Below are 15,801 nucleotides of genomic sequence, written 5' to 3'. Positions count from 1 at the left end.
ATGCGCCGGATATTATCGGTTTTACTGGAAAACGAGTCTGGCGCACTGTCGCGCGTCATTGGTCTTTTTGCGCAGCGCGGTTATAACATTGAAAGCCTGACCGTCGCGCCGACGGAGGATCCCACGCTGTCGCGCATGACGATTCAAACCGTTGGCGACGCCAAAGTGCTTGAACAGATTGAAAAACAGCTGCATAAGCTGGTTGATGTGCTGCGCGTGAGCGAGCTGGGGCAGGGGGCCTACGTTGAACGTGAGGTCATGCTGGTGAAAATCCAGGCCACCGGCTACGGGCGTGAAGAAGTTAAACGCAATGCGGATATTTTCCGCGGACAGATTATCGACGTCACGCCTTCTCTTTATACGGTTCAGCTGGTCGGGACAAGTGACAAGCTGGATGCTTTCCTGACGTCCGTGCGGGATGTGGCAAAAATTGTTGAAGTCGCAAGATCGGGTGTCGTGGGTCTGTCACGCGGCGAGAAAATCATGCGTTAGTTGTCAAAAAGGTTCGCCTCTTTCTGCCCGGTCACCAAAGCCGGGCTTTTTTTTGCGTAATCAGCCGACAACGCAGATAAAAGCGGTTGCCGCGAAGGCTTTTCTGCGTTTAGATGTTAAAAGATTTAACCATAACCTTGACAGGGCCATGGACTCTTTTCTTTTTTTAAGGGGCAATTGTGAAACTGGATGAAATCGCCCGGCTAGCCGGCGTGTCACGAACAACGGCCAGCTATGTGATTAACGGTAAAGCAAAGCAGTACCGTGTCAGCGACAAGACCGTTGAAAAAGTTATGGCGGTGGTTCGTGAACATAACTACCATCCGAATGCTGTCGCAGCCGGTCTGCGCGCCGGGCGCACCCGCTCTATTGGTCTGGTGATCCCGGACCTGGAAAACACCAGCTATACCCGTATCGCCAACTATCTTGAACGTCAGGCGCGCCAGCGTGGCTATCAACTGCTGATTGCCTGCTCGGAAGATCAGCCTGATAACGAGATGCGCTGCATTGAGCACCTGCTCCAGCGCCAGGTGGATGCCATTATTGTTTCGACCTCCTTACCGCCAGAACATCCGTTCTACCAGCGTTGGGCGAACGACCCGTTCCCAATCGTGGCGCTGGATCGCGCGCTCGATCGTGAACATTTCACAAGCGTTGTGGGTGCGGACCAGGATGATGCCGAAATGCTGGCCGCAGAGCTGCGGACGTTCCCGGCGGAAACGGTGCTGTATCTTGGCGCGTTGCCCGAGCTTTCGGTGAGCTTCCTGCGCGAGCAGGGATTCAGAACTGCCTGGAAAGACGATCCGCGCGAGGTTCACTACCTCTATGCCAACAGCTACGAACGTGAAGCCGCCGCGCAGCTGTTCGAGAAATGGCTGGAAACCCACCCGATGCCTCAGGCGCTGTTCACGACCTCGTTTGCGCTCTTGCAGGGCGTCATGGATGTCACCTTACGCCGTGAAGGTAAACTCCCCTCCGACCTGGCGATTGCCACGTTCGGAGATAACGAGCTGCTCGACTTCCTTCAGTGCCCGGTGCTGGCGGTTGCACAGCGTCACCGTGACGTGGCTGAACGCGTGCTGGAGATTGTGCTGGCGAGTCTGGATGAACCCCGCAAACCAAAGCCGGGCCTGACGCGTATCAAACGTAATCTCTACCATCGCGGAATTTTAAGCCGCCAAAAATGAAATGACTGGGGCGGCGAAATCTGCCCCATTTTGCTGAGATAATTCGTGCGGATAATTCCCGGAGAGAAATTAGGATAATTCTTGTGAGATCATAATCGCCTATTTTTCTTAATTCATTTTGGCTTTTAAATTGTTCTTTAAAGAACATCTCAGCGATTTTAAACGGTATTCTTTGTATTATTTTGTTACAAACCCTCTTCGGTCGATGAATATTCAGACGTTTTTTCCTCTTCCTTTGACTTCTTACGTGCTAACCACTGCGCTTACCGTGTGCCTGGGTGAATCTGGCGCTGTCATCCCCTGAGAATCTGTCATAAAATGCTGCCCGCGTCGCAAACTGACACTTTATATTTATCTGCGATGATATTGAGTGAGCCTTAACGCTAGTGTGCATATTCGGTTTTTTTCTTACAAATATTCATAACGTTAATTTTGCCTCGCCAGTTGTGCAGTTATTAACCAGGACTGTTTAACTCTGTAAATAGAGGGCTTTCGAGTCCTTATACGGAGAGTCCTGGCTTGACAAGCTTTTCCCTCGCTCCGTAAACTCCTTTAGGTGGGAATTTGTGGGTTAAAGTGGTGAGGAGGGGTGAGACTGGCATGTTCCGTGGAGCAACGTTAGTCAATCTCGACAGCAAAGGGCGTTTATCGGTACCAACCCGATACCGCGACCAGCTGATTGAGAACGCTGCGGGTCAAATGGTTTGCACCATTGACATTAACTCCCCCTGCCTGCTGCTTTACCCCTTACCTGAATGGGAAATTATTGAGCAAAAGCTGTCGCGACTGTCGAGCATGAACCCGCAGGAACGCCGCGTGCAGCGGCTGTTATTGGGACATGCCAGTGAATGTCAGATGGATAACGCAGGGCGATTACTGATTGCCCCGGTGTTGCGGCAACATGCCGGTCTGACAAAAGAAGTGATGCTGGTCGGGCAGTTCAACAAGTTTGAACTGTGGGATGAAACGACCTGGTATCAACAGGTCAAGGAAGATATCGACGCTGAGCAGTCTGATTCCGCGACATTATCGGAACGACTGCAGGACTTGTCTCTATAAATATGATGGAAAATTATAAACATAAAACGGTGTTACTGGACGAGGCCGTTAACGGCCTGAATATTCGTCCGGATGGCATCTACATTGATGGCACGTTTGGTCGCGGTGGCCACTCGCGTTTGATCCTCTCCCAGCTGGGTGAGGAGGGACGTCTGCTGGCAATCGATCGCGATCCGCAGGCAATTGCCGTTGCACAGACCATCAATGACCCACGCTTTTCCATCGTGCATGGACCTTTCTCTGCGCTCGCGGACTATGTGGCTGAGCGCGGCCTGACGGGCAAGATCGACGGGATTCTTCTCGATCTTGGCGTCTCTTCACCCCAACTTGACGACGCTGAACGCGGTTTCTCCTTTATGCGTGATGGTCCGCTGGACATGCGGATGGACCCGACGCGCGGACAATCCGCCGCCGAGTGGCTACAGACCGCTGACGAAGCCGATATTGCATGGGTCATTAAAACGTTTGGCGAAGAGCGTTTTGGCAAACGTATCGCGCGCGCCATTGTTGAGCGCAACCGCATTGAGCCAATGACCCGCACCAAAGAGTTGGCCGAGGTGATCGCGGCAGCGACCCCGGTGAAGGATAAGCACAAACATCCCGCGACCCGTACCTTCCAGGCGGTTCGCATCTGGGTAAACAGTGAACTGGAGGAAATAGAGCTGGCGCTAAAAAGCTCGCTCGACGTGCTTGCCCCGGGTGGGCGGTTATCCATCATCAGCTTCCATTCGCTGGAAGACCGTATTGTGAAACGCTTTATGCGTGAACAAAGTCGCGGTCCACAGGTGCCAGCGGGGCTGCCGATGACGGAAGAACAACTCAGGAAGCTGGGTGGCCGTCAGTTGCGAGCATTAGGCAAGTTGATGCCGGGCGAAGAAGAAGTGGCAGAGAATCCACGCGCCCGTAGTTCAGTGCTGCGTGTTGCAGAGAGGACGAACGCATGATCGGCAGAGTGACAGAGACCCTAAGCAAAGTTAAGGATTCGTTAGGAAGCAACGAGCGCCATGCCTTGCCTGGCGTGATCGGCGACGATCTTTTGCGGTTTGGGAAACTGCCACTCTGTCTGTTCATTTGCATCATTGTCACGGCAGTAACGGTGGTGACGACAGCCCACCATACACGTTTATTGACTGCGCAACGCGAGCAGATGGTACTGGAACGCGATGCGCTGGATATTGAATGGCGAAATCTGATCCTTGAAGAAAACGCGCTCGGCGATCACAGCCGGGTTGAACGGATCGCAACGGAAAAGCTGCAGCTGCAGCATGTTGATCCTTCACAGGAAAATATCGTAGTACAAAAATAAGGGAAAACGCGACGCATGAAAGCAGCGGCAAAAACGCTAAAACCAAAACGTCAGGAAGAACAGGCCAACTTTATCAGTTGGCGTTTTGCGTTGCTTTGCGGCTGCATTTTACTGGCGCTGGGTTTTCTGCTGGGCCGCGTGGCCTGGCTGCAGATCGTCGCGCCTGACATGCTGGTACGCCAGGGCGATATGCGCTCTCTGCGCGTTCAGGAGGTCTCCACGTCCCGCGGGATGATCACCGACCGCTCCGGTCGTCCGCTGGCGGTGAGCGTACCGGTGAAGGCTATCTGGGCCGATCCGAAAGAGCTGCACGACGCCGGTGGCATTACCCTTGATAACCGCTGGAAAGCGCTGGCTGATGCGCTGAAAATGCCGCTTGATCAGCTGGCCTCCCGCGTTAACGCGAACCCGAAAGGGCGTTTTATCTATCTGGCGCGTCAGGTTAACCCTGACATGGCGGACTACATTCGCAAACTGAAGCTACCGGGCATTCATCTGCGTGAAGAATCCCGTCGTTACTATCCATCCGGCGAAGTAACCGCTCACCTCATTGGCTTCACCAACGTCGACAGCCAGGGGATTGAGGGCGTTGAAAAAAGCTTCGATAAGTGGCTCACCGGTCAGCCGGGCGAGCGAATCGTGCGTAAGGACCGCTACGGGCGCGTCATCGAAGATATCTCCTCTACGGACAGTCAGGCAGCGCACAACCTGGCCCTGAGTATCGACGAGCGCCTGCAGGCACTGGTCTACCGCGAGCTGAACAACGCCGTGGCGTTCAACAAGGCGGAGTCAGGTAGCGCCGTGCTGGTGGATGTCAGCACCGGTGAAGTGCTGGCGATGGCCAACAGTCCGTCCTACAACCCGAACAACTTTACCGGCACCGCAAAAGATGCCATGCGTAACCGGGCGATTACCGACGTGTTCGAACCTGGCTCCACGGTGAAGCCGATGGTGGTGATGACTGCGCTCCAGCGCGGCATCGTCAATGAAAACACGGTTCTGAACACCATCCCATACCGTATTAACGGCCACGAGATAAAAGACGTGGCGCGCTACAGCGAATTGACCCTGACCGGGGTGTTACAGAAGTCGAGTAACGTCGGTGTTTCAAAGCTGGCGTTAGCGATGCCGTCCTCAGCGTTAGTAGAGACTTACTCACGTTTTGGACTGGGAAAGGCGACCAATTTGGGGTTGGTCGGAGAACGCAGTGGCTTATATCCTCAAAAACAACGGTGGTCTGACATAGAGAGGGCCACCTTCTCTTTCGGCTACGGGCTAATGGTAACCCCGTTACAGTTAGCGCGAGTCTACGCAACGATTGGCAGCTATGGCGTTTATCGCCCGCTGTCGATTACCAAAGTTGATCCACCGGTCCCGGGCGAGCGTATCTTCCCGGAATCCATCGTTCGTACCGTGGTGCACATGATGGAAAGCGTGGCGCTGCCGGGCGGCGGCGGCGTGAAGGCGGCGATTAAAGGCTATCGTATCGCCATTAAAACCGGTACAGCGAAAAAAGTGGGGCCAGACGGCCGCTATATCAACAAATACATTGCCTATACCGCAGGCGTTGCGCCTGCAAGCAATCCGCGTTTTGCGCTGGTGGTCGTGATAAACGATCCACAGGCGGGTAAATACTACGGCGGCGCCGTCTCCGCGCCTGTGTTCGGGGCCATCATGGGCGGCGTGTTACGCACCATGAACATTGAACCGGATGCGCTGGCGACGGGCGAAAAAAGTGAATTTGTAATTAATCAAGGCGAGGGTACAGGTGGCAGATCGTAATTTGCGCGACCTTCTCGCTCCGTGGGTGCCAAATGCACCGGAGCGAGCACTGCGAGAGATGGTACTGGACAGCCGCGTGGCTGCTTCTGGCGATCTTTTTGTGGCGGTGGTCGGTCATCAGGCGGACGGGCGTCGTTATATCCCGCAGGCGATTGCGCAAGGTGTGGCTGCCATTATTGCTGAGGCTAAAGATGAGGCAACCGACGGTGAGATCCGTGAAATGCACGGCGTGCCGGTCATCTATCTCAGCCAGTTAAATGAACGTCTTTCCGCACTGGCGGGGCGTTTTTATCGCGAACCTTCCGACCAGCTGCGCCTGGTTGGCGTAACGGGTACGAACGGAAAAACCACCACCACGCAGCTGATGGCGCAGTGGGCTCAACTGCTGGGTGAAACCGGCGCGGTGATGGGGACCGTGGGTAACGGTCTGCTGGGCAAAGTGAGCCCGACGGAAAACACCACCGGCTCCGCGGTTGACGTACAGCACGTGCTCGCCGGTCTGGCAGGGCAGGGCGCAACCTTTGCCGCGATGGAGGTCTCTTCGCACGGTCTGGTACAGCACCGTGTCGCGGCGCTGAAATTTGCCGCGTCCGTGTTTACCAACCTGAGCCGCGATCATCTTGATTATCATGGTGATATGGAGCACTACGAAGCCGCGAAATGGCTGCTCTATTCCACTCACCACTGTGGTCAGGCGATCATCAATGCCGACGATGAAGTCGGCCGCCGCTGGCTGGCGAAGCTGCCGGATGCAGTTGCCGTATCGATGGAAGACCATATCAATCCGAACTGCCACGGCCGCTGGCTGAAGGCGGTTGAGGTGAATTATCACGACAGCGGAGCGACCATCCGCTTTGCCTCTTCCTGGGGTGAAGGCGAAATTGAAAGCCGCCTGATGGGGGCGTTTAACGTCAGCAACCTGCTGCTGGCGCTGGCAACGCTGCTGGCGCTGGGTTACCCGATGGCTGAGCTGCTGAAAACCGCCGCGCGTCTGCAGCCAGTATGTGGCCGTATGGAAGTGTTTAGCGCGCCGGGCAAACCGACCGTTGTGGTTGATTATGCCCACACGCCGGATGCGCTGGAGAAAGCGCTGGAAGCGGCGCGCCTGCACTGTACCGGTAAGCTCTGGTGCGTGTTTGGCTGCGGCGGCGATCGTGACAAAGGCAAACGCCCGCTGATGGGCGCTATTGCGGAACAGTTCGCAGATATTCCGGTTGTCACCGATGACAACCCGCGTACGGAAGAGCCGCGCGCCATCATTAATGACATTCTGGCGGGCATGCTGGATGCGGGTCGCGCGCGCGTCGTGGAAGGCCGGGCGGAAGCCGTGACGAATGCCATCATGCAGGCCCAGGAGAATGATGTTGTTCTGCTGGCGGGTAAAGGCCATGAAGATTATCAGATCGTTGGCAACCGCCGTCTGGATTACTCGGATCGCGTAACGGCAGCTCGCCTGCTGGGAGTCGTCGCATGATTAGCCTCTCGTTAAGCCAGGCCGCTGCGGTACTGCACGGCGACCTGCACGGGCAAGACCTGACCATTGATGCCGTGACGACGGACACCCGCAAAGTCACCACTGGCTGTCTGTTCGTGGCGCTGAAAGGCGAGCGTTTTGACGCGCATGATTTTGCTGAACAGGCCAAAGATAACGGCGCCGGTGCGCTGCTGGTCAGCCGCAAGCTTGATATCGATCTGCCGCAGGTTGTGGTGAAAGATACGCGTCTCGCGTTCGGTGAGCTGGCGGCCTGGGTTCGTCAGCAGGTGCCGGCTCGCGTCGTGGCCCTGACCGGATCCTCAGGCAAAACGTCAGTGAAAGAGATGACGGCGGCGATCCTCAGCCAGTGCGGCAATACGCTTTATACCGCGGGCAACCTCAATAATGACATCGGCGTGCCGATGACATTGCTTCGCCTGACCAAAGAGCACGAGTATGCGGTGATCGAGTTAGGTGCAAACCACCAGGGTGAAATCGCCTGGACCGTGAGCCTGACTCGACCTGAAGCAGCGCTGGTGAATAACCTCGCGGCTGCGCACCTGGAAGGCTTTGGATCGCTGGAAGGCGTGGCGAAAGCGAAAGGCGAGATTTACACCGGCCTGCCGGAAAACGGTATCGCCATTCTGAACGCCGATAACAACGACTGGCTGAACTGGCAGAGCATCATTTGTGCGCGTAAAACCTGGCGCTTCTCGCCGAATGCGGCCAACAGTGATTTTACAGCGACCAATATCCATGTGACGTCGCACGGCACCGAGTTCACCCTCACCACCCCAACGGGTGGCGTGGAGGTGCTGCTGCCGCTGCCGGGTCGCCATAACATCGCCAATGCCCTTGCGGCGGCGGCGCTGGCAACGGCGGTAGGCGCTTCACATGAGGCGATCAAAGCCGGGCTGGCGAACCTGAAAGCCGTGCCGGGACGCCTGTTCCCGATTCAGCTTTCGGAAAACAAGCTGCTGCTGGATGACTCCTATAACGCGAACGTTGGCTCGATGACGGCGGCGGTGCAGGTGTTATCTGAAATGCCGGGCTTCCGCATCATGGTGGTTGGCGACATGGCAGAGCTGGGCGACGAAAGCGAAGCCTGTCATACCCAGGTCGGTGAAGCGGCGAAAGCGGCGGGGCTGGACTGTGTACTGAGCGCAGGAAAACTGAGCCAGGCGATTAGCCAGGCCAGCGGCGTTGGCGAGCATTTTGCCGATAAAGCCGCGTTGATTGAGCGCCTTAAGGCATTAATGACAGAAAAACAAATTGTGACAGTGTTAGTGAAAGGTTCACGTAGTGCCGCCATGGAAGAGGTTGTGCACGCATTACAGGAGAACGGGACATGTTAGTTTGGCTGGCCGAACATTTGGTCAAATATTATTCAGGCTTTAACGTCTTTTCCTATCTGACGTTTCGCGCCATCGTCAGCCTGCTGACTGCGCTGTTCATCTCGTTGTGGATGGGCCCGCGCATGATTGCCCGTCTGCAAAAGCTCTCTTTCGGCCAGGTTGTGCGTAACGACGGCCCGGAATCGCACTTCAGCAAGCGCGGTACCCCGACCATGGGCGGGATCATGATCCTGACTGCCATCGTCGTTTCCGTACTGCTGTGGGCGTACCCGTCCAACCCGTACGTCTGGTGTGTGCTGACGGTTCTGGTGGGTTACGGGATCATTGGTTTCGTCGATGATTACCGCAAAGTCGTCCGCAAAGATACCAAGGGCCTGATTGCCCGCTGGAAGTACTTCTGGATGTCGGTGATCGCGCTGGGCGTGGCCTTCGCACTGTATCTTGCCGGGAAAGACACGCCAGCGACCGAGCTGGTCGTGCCGTTCTTTAAAGACGTGATGCCGCAGTTGGGTCTGTTCTACATTCTGCTGGCGTACTTTGTGATTGTCGGCACCGGTAACGCCGTTAACCTGACCGACGGTCTGGATGGCCTGGCGATTATGCCAACCGTCTTCGTGGCGGCCGGTTTTGCGCTGGTGGCCTGGGCGACCGGTAACATGAATTTCGCGAACTACCTGCACATCCCTTATCTGCGCCACGCGGGTGAACTGGTGATCGTCTGTACGGCGATTGTCGGCGCGGGGCTGGGCTTCCTGTGGTTCAACACCTATCCGGCTCAGGTCTTTATGGGTGACGTCGGTTCACTGGCGTTAGGCGGCGCGCTGGGCATTATTGCCGTGCTGCTGCGTCAGGAGTTCCTGCTGGTGATCATGGGCGGCGTGTTTGTGGTTGAGACGCTGTCGGTGATTTTGCAGGTCGGCTCCTTCAAGCTGCGCGGTCAGCGCATCTTCCGTATGGCGCCGATTCACCACCACTATGAACTGAAAGGCTGGCCGGAGCCGCGCGTCATTGTGCGCTTCTGGATTATTTCGCTGATGCTGGTGCTGATTGGCCTGGCAACGCTGAAGGTACGTTAATCATGGCAGATTACCAGGGCAAAAAAGTCGTTATCATCGGGTTAGGCCTCACGGGCCTTTCCTGCGTGGACTTTTTCCTCGCACGTGGCGTGACGCCGCGCGTGATGGATACGCGTGTCTCTCCGCCAGGTCTGGATAAACTGCCGGAACAGGTTGAACGCCACCTTGGTGGTCTGAATGATGACTGGCTGCTGGCAGCCGATCTGATTGTCGCCAGCCCGGGTATGGCGCTGGCGCATCCTTCCCTGAGCGCTGCCGCAGATGCAGGCGTTGAGATTGTCGGCGATATCGAGCTGTTCTGCCGCGAAGCGCAGGCGCCCGTTATCGCGATTACCGGTTCTAACGGTAAAAGCACCGTCACCACCCTGGTGGGGGAAATGGCAAAAGCGGCGGGCATGAACGTCGGCGTTGGCGGTAATATTGGTTTGCCTGCTCTGATGCTGCTGGACAAAGGCTGTGAACTGTATGTTCTCGAGCTTTCCAGCTTCCAGCTGGAAACGACCTCCAGCCTGCATGCTGCCGCTGCGACGATCCTCAACGTGACTGAAGATCACATGGACAGATATCCCTTTGGTCTGCAGCAGTACCGTGCTGCCAAGCTGCGCGTTTATGAGAATGCCAAAGTCTGCGTAGTGAACGCCGATGATGCGCTGACCATGCCGGTGCGTGGCGCAGACGACCGCTGCATTAGTTTTGGCATCACCATGGGTGATTATCATCTGAACCGCCAGCTGGGGGAAACCTGGCTGCGCGTGAAAGGTGAGAAAGTGCTGAACGTGAAAGAGATGAAGCTCTCTGGGCAGCACAACTATACCAATGCGCTGGCGGCGCTGGCGCTGGCGGACGCAGTGGGGCTGCCGCGCTCCTCAAGCCTGAAAGCGTTAACCACGTTTTCCGGCCTGGCACACCGTTTCCAGCTGGCGCTGGAGCACAACGGCGTGCGCTGGATCAACGACTCCAAAGCCACCAACGTGGGCAGCACGGAGGCCGCGCTGAACGGCCTGCACGTTGACGGTACCCTGCATCTGCTGCTGGGCGGCGACGGTAAATCAGCGGATTTCTCGTCCCTGAAGCCGTATCTCTCCGGCGATAACGTCCGTCTGTACTGCTTCGGCCGTGACGGCAGCGAGCTGGCTGCACTGCGCCCTGAGGTCGCCGAGCAAACCGAAACCATGGAACAGGCGATGCGGCTGATTGCCCCTCGCGTGAAGCCGGGTGATATGGTGCTGCTCTCTCCGGCCTGTGCCAGCCTCGATCAATTCAAGAATTTCGAACAGCGTGGTGATGTCTTTACCCGCCTGGCGAAGGAGTTAGGCTGATGCGTTTATCTCTCCCTCGCCTGAAAATGCCGCGCCTGCCAGGATTTGGGATCCTGGTGTGGTTGTTTGCGGCACTCAAAGGCTGGGTGATGGGCTCTCGTCAAAAAGATAACGACAGCCTGATCATGTATGACCGCACGCTGTTCTGGCTCACGATGGGGCTCGCGGCGGTCGGCTTTATTATGGTGACGTCAGCGTCAATGCCCGTCGGGCAGCGTCTGGCGAACGATCCTTTCCTGTTTGCCAAGCGTGATGGTCTGTACATTATCCTGGCATTCTGCCTGGCGCTGGTGACCTTGCGTCTGCCGATGGAGTTCTGGCAGCGACACAGTACGGCGATGCTGATCGCGTCGATCATTATGCTGCTGATCGTCCTGGTGGTGGGGAGCTCCGTAAACGGGGCATCACGCTGGATCGCCTTTGGCCCGCTTCGTATTCAGCCTGCGGAATTTACCAAGCTCTCCCTGTTCTGCTACCTGGCGAACTACCTGGTGCGTAAGGTAGATGAAGTGCGTAATAACCTGCGCGGCTTCTTAAAACCGATGGGCGTGATTCTGGTGCTGGCGGTATTACTGCTGGCGCAGCCTGACCTCGGTACCGTGGTGGTACTGTTTGTCACCACGCTGGCCATGCTGTTCCTGGCGGGCGCAAAGCTGTGGCAGTTCATCGCCATTATCGGGATGGGGATTTCAGCGGTTGTGCTGCTGATCCTCGCCGAACCTTACCGTATTCGCCGCGTGACCTCGTTCTGGAACCCGTGGGAAGACCCGTTCGGCAGCGGCTATCAGCTGACGCAGTCACTCATGGCCTTTGGGCGCGGTGAGCTCTGGGGGCAGGGGCTGGGTAACTCGGTACAGAAACTGGAGTATTTACCGGAAGCGCATACTGACTTCATCTTCTCCATTATTGCGGAAGAACTGGGTTATATCGGTGTGGTATTAGCGCTATTAATGGTATTCTTCGTCGCTTTCCGCGCCATGTCCATCGGCCGGAAAGCGCTGGAGATCGATCACCGTTTCTCAGGCTTCCTGGCCTGCTCAATTGGTATCTGGTTTAGCTTCCAGGCATTGGTTAACGTCGGGGCCGCAGCAGGTATGCTGCCGACCAAAGGTCTGACGTTGCCGTTGATCAGTTATGGTGGTTCCAGTCTGTTGATTATGTCGACGGCCATCATGCTGTTGTTGCGCATAGATTATGAGACGCGTCTGGAAAAAGCCCAGGCGTTTACACGAGGTTCACGATGAATCAACCGAAGCGGTTAATGGTGATGGCAGGCGGTACCGGCGGACATGTGTTCCCGGGACTGGCGGTTGCGCACCATTTAATGGATCAGGGCTGGCAGGTACGCTGGCTGGGAACCGCAGACCGCATGGAGGCCGACCTGGTACCGAAACACGGTATTGAGATCGACTTTATTCGTATTTCCGGCCTTCGGGGCAAAGGCCTCAAGGCAATGCTGCTGGCACCGGTGCGCATTTTTAACGCCTGGCGTCAGGCGCGCACCATCATGAAGCGCTTTAAGCCCGATGTGGTGCTGGGCATGGGCGGCTATGTCTCGGGTCCAGGTGGGTTAGCCGCGTGGTCGTTAGGTATTCCCGTCGTGCTGCATGAGCAGAACGGTATTGCGGGTCTGACCAACAAATGGCTGGCGAAAATCGCCACCAAAGTCATGCAGGCATTTCCTGGCGCGTTCCCGAAAGCGGACGTGGTGGGAAACCCGGTGCGCGTGGACGTACTGGCACTGCCGCTGCCGGAGGCTCGTCTGGCGGGCCGTGAAGGGCCGGTGCGTGTGCTGGTCGTCGGCGGCTCTCAGGGCGCACGTATTTTAAACCAGACGATGCCGCAGGTTGCCGCAAAGCTGGGTGATACCGTCACCATCTGGCACCAGAGTGGAAAAGGTGCTCAGCAGACCGTTGAGCAGGCTTACGCCGAGGCGGGGCAGCCGCAGCATAACGTGACGGAATTTATCGACGACATGGCGGCAGCCTATGCCTGGGCCGATGTCGTGGTCTGTCGTTCTGGCGCCTTAACGGTAAGCGAAATCGCTGCCGCGGGGCTACCGGCTCTGTTTGTGCCTTTCCAGCACAAAGACAGACAGCAGTACTGGAATGCCCTGCCGCTTGAGAAAGCCGGTGCGGCGAAAATTTTTGAGCAGCCACAATTTACCGCCGACGCGGTCGCCACCACCCTGGCGGGCTGGAACAGAGACGTATTGCTTGAGATGGCTGAACGCGCGCGCGCGGCGGCTATCCCTGATGCGACGGAACGGGTGGCAAAAGAAGTGAGCCTGGCAGCTCAGGCTTAACCCTCGCAGCGCGTGAAGCGCGGCACGAATTTTAAGTAGTCGATGGCGTTTAGAGAATGAATACACAACAACTGGCAAAACTGCGTTCAATCGTGCCCGAGATGCGTCGCGTCCGGCACATTCACTTTGTTGGCATCGGTGGTGCTGGCATGGGCGGTATTGCCGAAGTGTTAGCTAACGAAGGCTATCAGATCAGCGGGTCTGACCTGGCGCCAAACCCTGTAACGCAGCAGCTGGCGTCGCTTGGGGCGACTATCTATTTTAACCATCGCCCGGAAAACGTGCGCGATGCGAGCGTGGTGGTGGTATCGAGCGCTATCTCCTCTGACAACCCGGAAATCGTTGCCGCGCATGACGCGCGCATTCCGGTGATCCGCCGTGCAGAAATGCTGGCGGAACTGATGCGTTTTCGCCACGGCATTGCCATTGCCGGGACCCACGGTAAAACCACCACCACGGCGATGGTCTCCAGTATTTATGCAGAAGCGGGTCTCGACCCGACGTTTGTCAACGGCGGCCTGGTCAAAGCCGCGGGCGTGCATGCGCGTCTGGGACACAGTCGTTATCTGATTGCTGAAGCGGATGAGAGCGACGCGTCGTTCCTGCACCTGCAGCCGATGGTGGCGATTGTCACCAACATCGAAGCGGACCATATGGATACCTACCAGGGTGACTTCGAGAACTTAAAGCAGACCTTTATCAACTTCCTGCACAACCTGCCGTTCTACGGGCGCGCGGTGATGTGCGTAGACGATCCGGTGATCCGCGAGCTGCTGCCGCGCGTGGGTCGTCAAATCACCACCTACGGTTTCAGTGAAGACGCTGACGTCCGCGTGGAAGAGTACAAACAGATTGGCGCGCAGGGGCACTTCACGCTGGCGCGTCAGGACAAAGAGCTGCTGCACGTGACGCTGAATGCGCCAGGGCGCCATAACGCGCTCAATGCCGCAGCGGCAGTGGCCGTCGCGACGGAAGAAGGCATTGATGATGATGCGATCCTGCGCGCGCTGGAAAGTTTCCAGGGCACCGGTCGTCGTTTCGACTTCCTCGGTGAATTCCCGCTGGATCCGGTGAACGGTAAAGCTGGTACGGCGATGCTGGTGGACGACTACGGTCATCATCCAACCGAAGTGGACGCCACCATTAAAGCCGCACGTGCGGGCTGGCCGGATAAGAATCTGGTGATGGTGTTCCAGCCGCACCGTTTCACGCGTACGCGCGATCTGTATGACGATTTCGCCAGCGTCCTGTCGCAGGTAGACACCCTGCTAATGCTGGATGTATACGCCGCAGGCGAGACGCCGATTCCTGGCGCAGACAGCCGTTCTCTGTGTCGCACCATTCGTGGACGCGGTAAGGTTGACCCTATTCTGGTTTCTGACCCTGCCCAGGTGGCGGAAATTCTGGCACCGGTCCTGACAGGTAACGATTTGATTCTGATTCAGGGTGCGGGAAATATCGGCAAAATCGCCCGTACCTTAGCTGAAATCAAACTGAAGCCGCAAAACCAAGAGGATGAGCATCATGGCTGATAAGATTGCTGTCCTGTCTGGCGGCACCTCCGCCGAGCGCGAGGTTTCCCTGAATTCCGGCGCGGCTGTACTGGCGGGCCTGCGTGAAGGTGGCGTCAATGCGCACCTGGTTGACCCAAAAGAGGTCGACGTGACGCAGTTAAAAGCCATGGGCTTCGATAAAGTTTTTATCGCTTTACACGGTCGTGGCGGTGAAGACGGTACCCTGCAGGGGCTTCTGGATCTGATCGGCCTGCCGTACACCGGCAGCGGCGTGATGGCTTCCGCTATCTCTATGGATAAACTGCGCAGCAAGCTGCTGTGGCAGGGCGCAGGGTTACCTGTCGCACCATGGGTAGCGCTGACGCGACGCGAATTTGAATTGGGCCTGTCGGATAGCGTTAATGCACGCATTGCTGAACTGGGCTTACCGGTTATTGTAAAGCCCAGCCGGGAAGGCTCCAGCGTGGGAATGTCCAAAGTCGACAAAGCTGACGATTTAGCATCCGCTTTAGCGCTGGCATTTCAACATGATGATGAAGTTCTGGTAGAAAAATGGCTTAGCGGGCCGGAATTTACCGTCGCGATGCTTGGCGAAGAAATTTTACCGTCAATCCGTATCCAACCCGCTGGAGTCTTCTATGATTATGAGGCGAAGTATCTCTCTGATGAGACGCAATATTTCTGCCCAAGTGGTCTTGAAGCTGAGCGTGAAGCCGAATTACAGTCCCTGGTGCTTAAAGCCTGGCATGTTCTGGGTTGCCAGGGCTGGGGGCGCATCGACGTGATGCAGGACCGGGATGGACAATTTTATCTGCTGGAAGCCAATACCTCTCCGGGAATGACCAGCCACAGCCTTGTGCCGATGGCCGCGCGTCAGGCGGGGATGAGCTTCTCGCAGTTAGTCGTACGCATTCTGGACCAGGCGGGCTGAT

The 15,801-nt window shown here is 56.7% G+C and carries 14 protein-coding genes; all 14 read left to right on the top strand.

All coding sequences use genetic code 11. The features are described from left to right. Positions 1-492, top strand: coding sequence for an acetolactate synthase small subunit (gene ilvN / locus LJA86_RS15535; RefSeq protein WP_063620771.1), 492 nt, complete (start codon positions 1-3; stop codon positions 490-492). Positions 493-671: 179 nt separating this feature from the next. Next, the gene (gene cra / locus LJA86_RS15530) at positions 672-1,679 is read left to right on the top strand and encodes a catabolite repressor/activator (RefSeq protein ID WP_008501993.1); all 1,008 of its coding nucleotides are present in this window, start codon (positions 672-674) and stop codon (positions 1,677-1,679) included. 600 nt (positions 1,680-2,279) lie between these two features. Further along, positions 2,280-2,738, top strand: a complete 459-nt coding sequence (mraZ, locus tag LJA86_RS15525; RefSeq protein ID WP_021240528.1) for a division/cell wall cluster transcriptional repressor MraZ — start codon at positions 2,280-2,282, stop codon at positions 2,736-2,738. A gap of 2 nt (positions 2,739-2,740) precedes the next feature. Continuing rightward, the gene (gene rsmH, locus LJA86_RS15520; RefSeq protein WP_021240527.1) at positions 2,741-3,682 is read left to right on the top strand and encodes a 16S rRNA (cytosine(1402)-N(4))-methyltransferase RsmH; all 942 of its coding nucleotides are present in this window, start codon (positions 2,741-2,743) and stop codon (positions 3,680-3,682) included. Next, entirely contained in the window at positions 3,679-4,044 is a 366-nt protein-coding gene (gene ftsL, locus LJA86_RS15515) for a cell division protein FtsL (protein WP_008501989.1), read from the top strand. Before rsmH ends, ftsL begins: the two co-directional genes overlap by 4 nt. Before the next feature lie 15 nt (positions 4,045-4,059). Then, the gene (locus LJA86_RS15510; protein WP_045907793.1) at positions 4,060-5,826 is read left to right on the top strand and encodes a peptidoglycan glycosyltransferase FtsI; all 1,767 of its coding nucleotides are present in this window, start codon (positions 4,060-4,062) and stop codon (positions 5,824-5,826) included. Then, positions 5,813-7,300 carry a UDP-N-acetylmuramoyl-L-alanyl-D-glutamate--2,6-diaminopimelate ligase gene (gene murE / locus LJA86_RS15505; RefSeq protein ID WP_229226385.1) on the top strand — a complete coding sequence of 496 codons (1,488 nt, stop codon included), beginning with the start codon at positions 5,813-5,815 and terminating at the stop codon, positions 7,298-7,300. The genes LJA86_RS15510 and murE overlap by 14 nt, the downstream gene beginning before the upstream one ends. Continuing rightward, the gene (gene murF, locus LJA86_RS15500; RefSeq protein ID WP_229226384.1) at positions 7,297-8,655 is read left to right on the top strand and encodes a UDP-N-acetylmuramoyl-tripeptide--D-alanyl-D-alanine ligase; all 1,359 of its coding nucleotides are present in this window, start codon (positions 7,297-7,299) and stop codon (positions 8,653-8,655) included. The genes murE and murF overlap by 4 nt, the downstream gene beginning before the upstream one ends. Next, a complete protein-coding gene (gene mraY / locus LJA86_RS15495; RefSeq protein WP_008501985.1) occupies positions 8,649-9,731 on the top strand; it encodes a phospho-N-acetylmuramoyl-pentapeptide-transferase in 1,083 nt (360 codons plus the stop codon). The genes murF and mraY overlap by 7 nt, the downstream gene beginning before the upstream one ends. A gap of 2 nt (positions 9,732-9,733) precedes the next feature. Then, on the top strand, positions 9,734-11,050 hold the full coding sequence (gene murD / locus LJA86_RS15490; RefSeq protein WP_045907796.1) for a UDP-N-acetylmuramoyl-L-alanine--D-glutamate ligase: 1,317 nt from the start codon (positions 9,734-9,736) through the stop codon (positions 11,048-11,050). Then, a complete protein-coding gene (gene ftsW, locus LJA86_RS15485; protein ID WP_008501983.1) occupies positions 11,050-12,294 on the top strand; it encodes a cell division protein FtsW in 1,245 nt (414 codons plus the stop codon). The genes murD and ftsW overlap by 1 nt, the downstream gene beginning before the upstream one ends. After that, complete coding sequence (murG, locus tag LJA86_RS15480) at positions 12,291-13,355, top strand: undecaprenyldiphospho-muramoylpentapeptide beta-N-acetylglucosaminyltransferase (protein ID WP_126534276.1); 1,065 nt, start codon at positions 12,291-12,293, stop codon at positions 13,353-13,355. The genes ftsW and murG overlap by 4 nt, the downstream gene beginning before the upstream one ends. 56 nt (positions 13,356-13,411) lie before the next feature. Then, positions 13,412-14,887, top strand: coding sequence for a UDP-N-acetylmuramate--L-alanine ligase (gene murC / locus LJA86_RS15475; protein WP_023293287.1), 1,476 nt, complete (start codon positions 13,412-13,414; stop codon positions 14,885-14,887). Next, positions 14,880-15,800, top strand: coding sequence for a D-alanine--D-alanine ligase (locus LJA86_RS15470; protein ID WP_048225638.1), 921 nt, complete (start codon positions 14,880-14,882; stop codon positions 15,798-15,800). The genes murC and LJA86_RS15470 overlap by 8 nt, the downstream gene beginning before the upstream one ends. Position 15,801: the final 1 nt, after the last annotated feature.

The organism is Enterobacter sp. TCD1-1 (assembly GCF_020567405.1).
Lineage (GTDB): Bacteria > Pseudomonadota > Gammaproteobacteria > Enterobacterales > Enterobacteriaceae > Enterobacter > Enterobacter quasiroggenkampii.
Note: the sequence above shows the minus strand (reverse complement) of the source record. Positions and strands in the feature narration are given on the sequence as shown.

Bases quoted from the DNA above. Each gene is read 5' to 3' on its own strand.
- murC (WP_023293287.1), top strand. From the start codon at position 13,412: ATGAATACACAACAACTGGCAAAACTGCGTTCAATCGTGCCCGAGATG.
- mraY (WP_008501985.1), top strand. From the start codon at position 8,649: ATGTTAGTTTGGCTGGCCGAACATTTGGTCAAATATTATTCAGGCTTT.
- ftsL (WP_008501989.1), top strand. From the start codon at position 3,679: ATGATCGGCAGAGTGACAGAGACCCTAAGCAAAGTTAAGGATTCGTTA.
- LJA86_RS15510 (WP_045907793.1), top strand. From the start codon at position 4,060: ATGAAAGCAGCGGCAAAAACGCTAAAACCAAAACGTCAGGAAGAACAG.
- murG (WP_126534276.1), top strand. From the start codon at position 12,291: ATGAATCAACCGAAGCGGTTAATGGTGATGGCAGGCGGTACCGGCGGA.
- mraZ (WP_021240528.1), top strand. From the start codon at position 2,280: ATGTTCCGTGGAGCAACGTTAGTCAATCTCGACAGCAAAGGGCGTTTA.
- LJA86_RS15470 (WP_048225638.1), top strand. From the start codon at position 14,880: ATGGCTGATAAGATTGCTGTCCTGTCTGGCGGCACCTCCGCCGAGCGC.
- murD (WP_045907796.1), top strand. From the start codon at position 9,734: ATGGCAGATTACCAGGGCAAAAAAGTCGTTATCATCGGGTTAGGCCTC.
- murF (WP_229226384.1), top strand. From the start codon at position 7,297: ATGATTAGCCTCTCGTTAAGCCAGGCCGCTGCGGTACTGCACGGCGAC.
- rsmH (WP_021240527.1), top strand. From the start codon at position 2,741: ATGATGGAAAATTATAAACATAAAACGGTGTTACTGGACGAGGCCGTT.
- ftsW (WP_008501983.1), top strand. From the start codon at position 11,050: ATGCGTTTATCTCTCCCTCGCCTGAAAATGCCGCGCCTGCCAGGATTT.
- ilvN (WP_063620771.1), top strand. From the start codon at position 1: ATGCGCCGGATATTATCGGTTTTACTGGAAAACGAGTCTGGCGCACTG.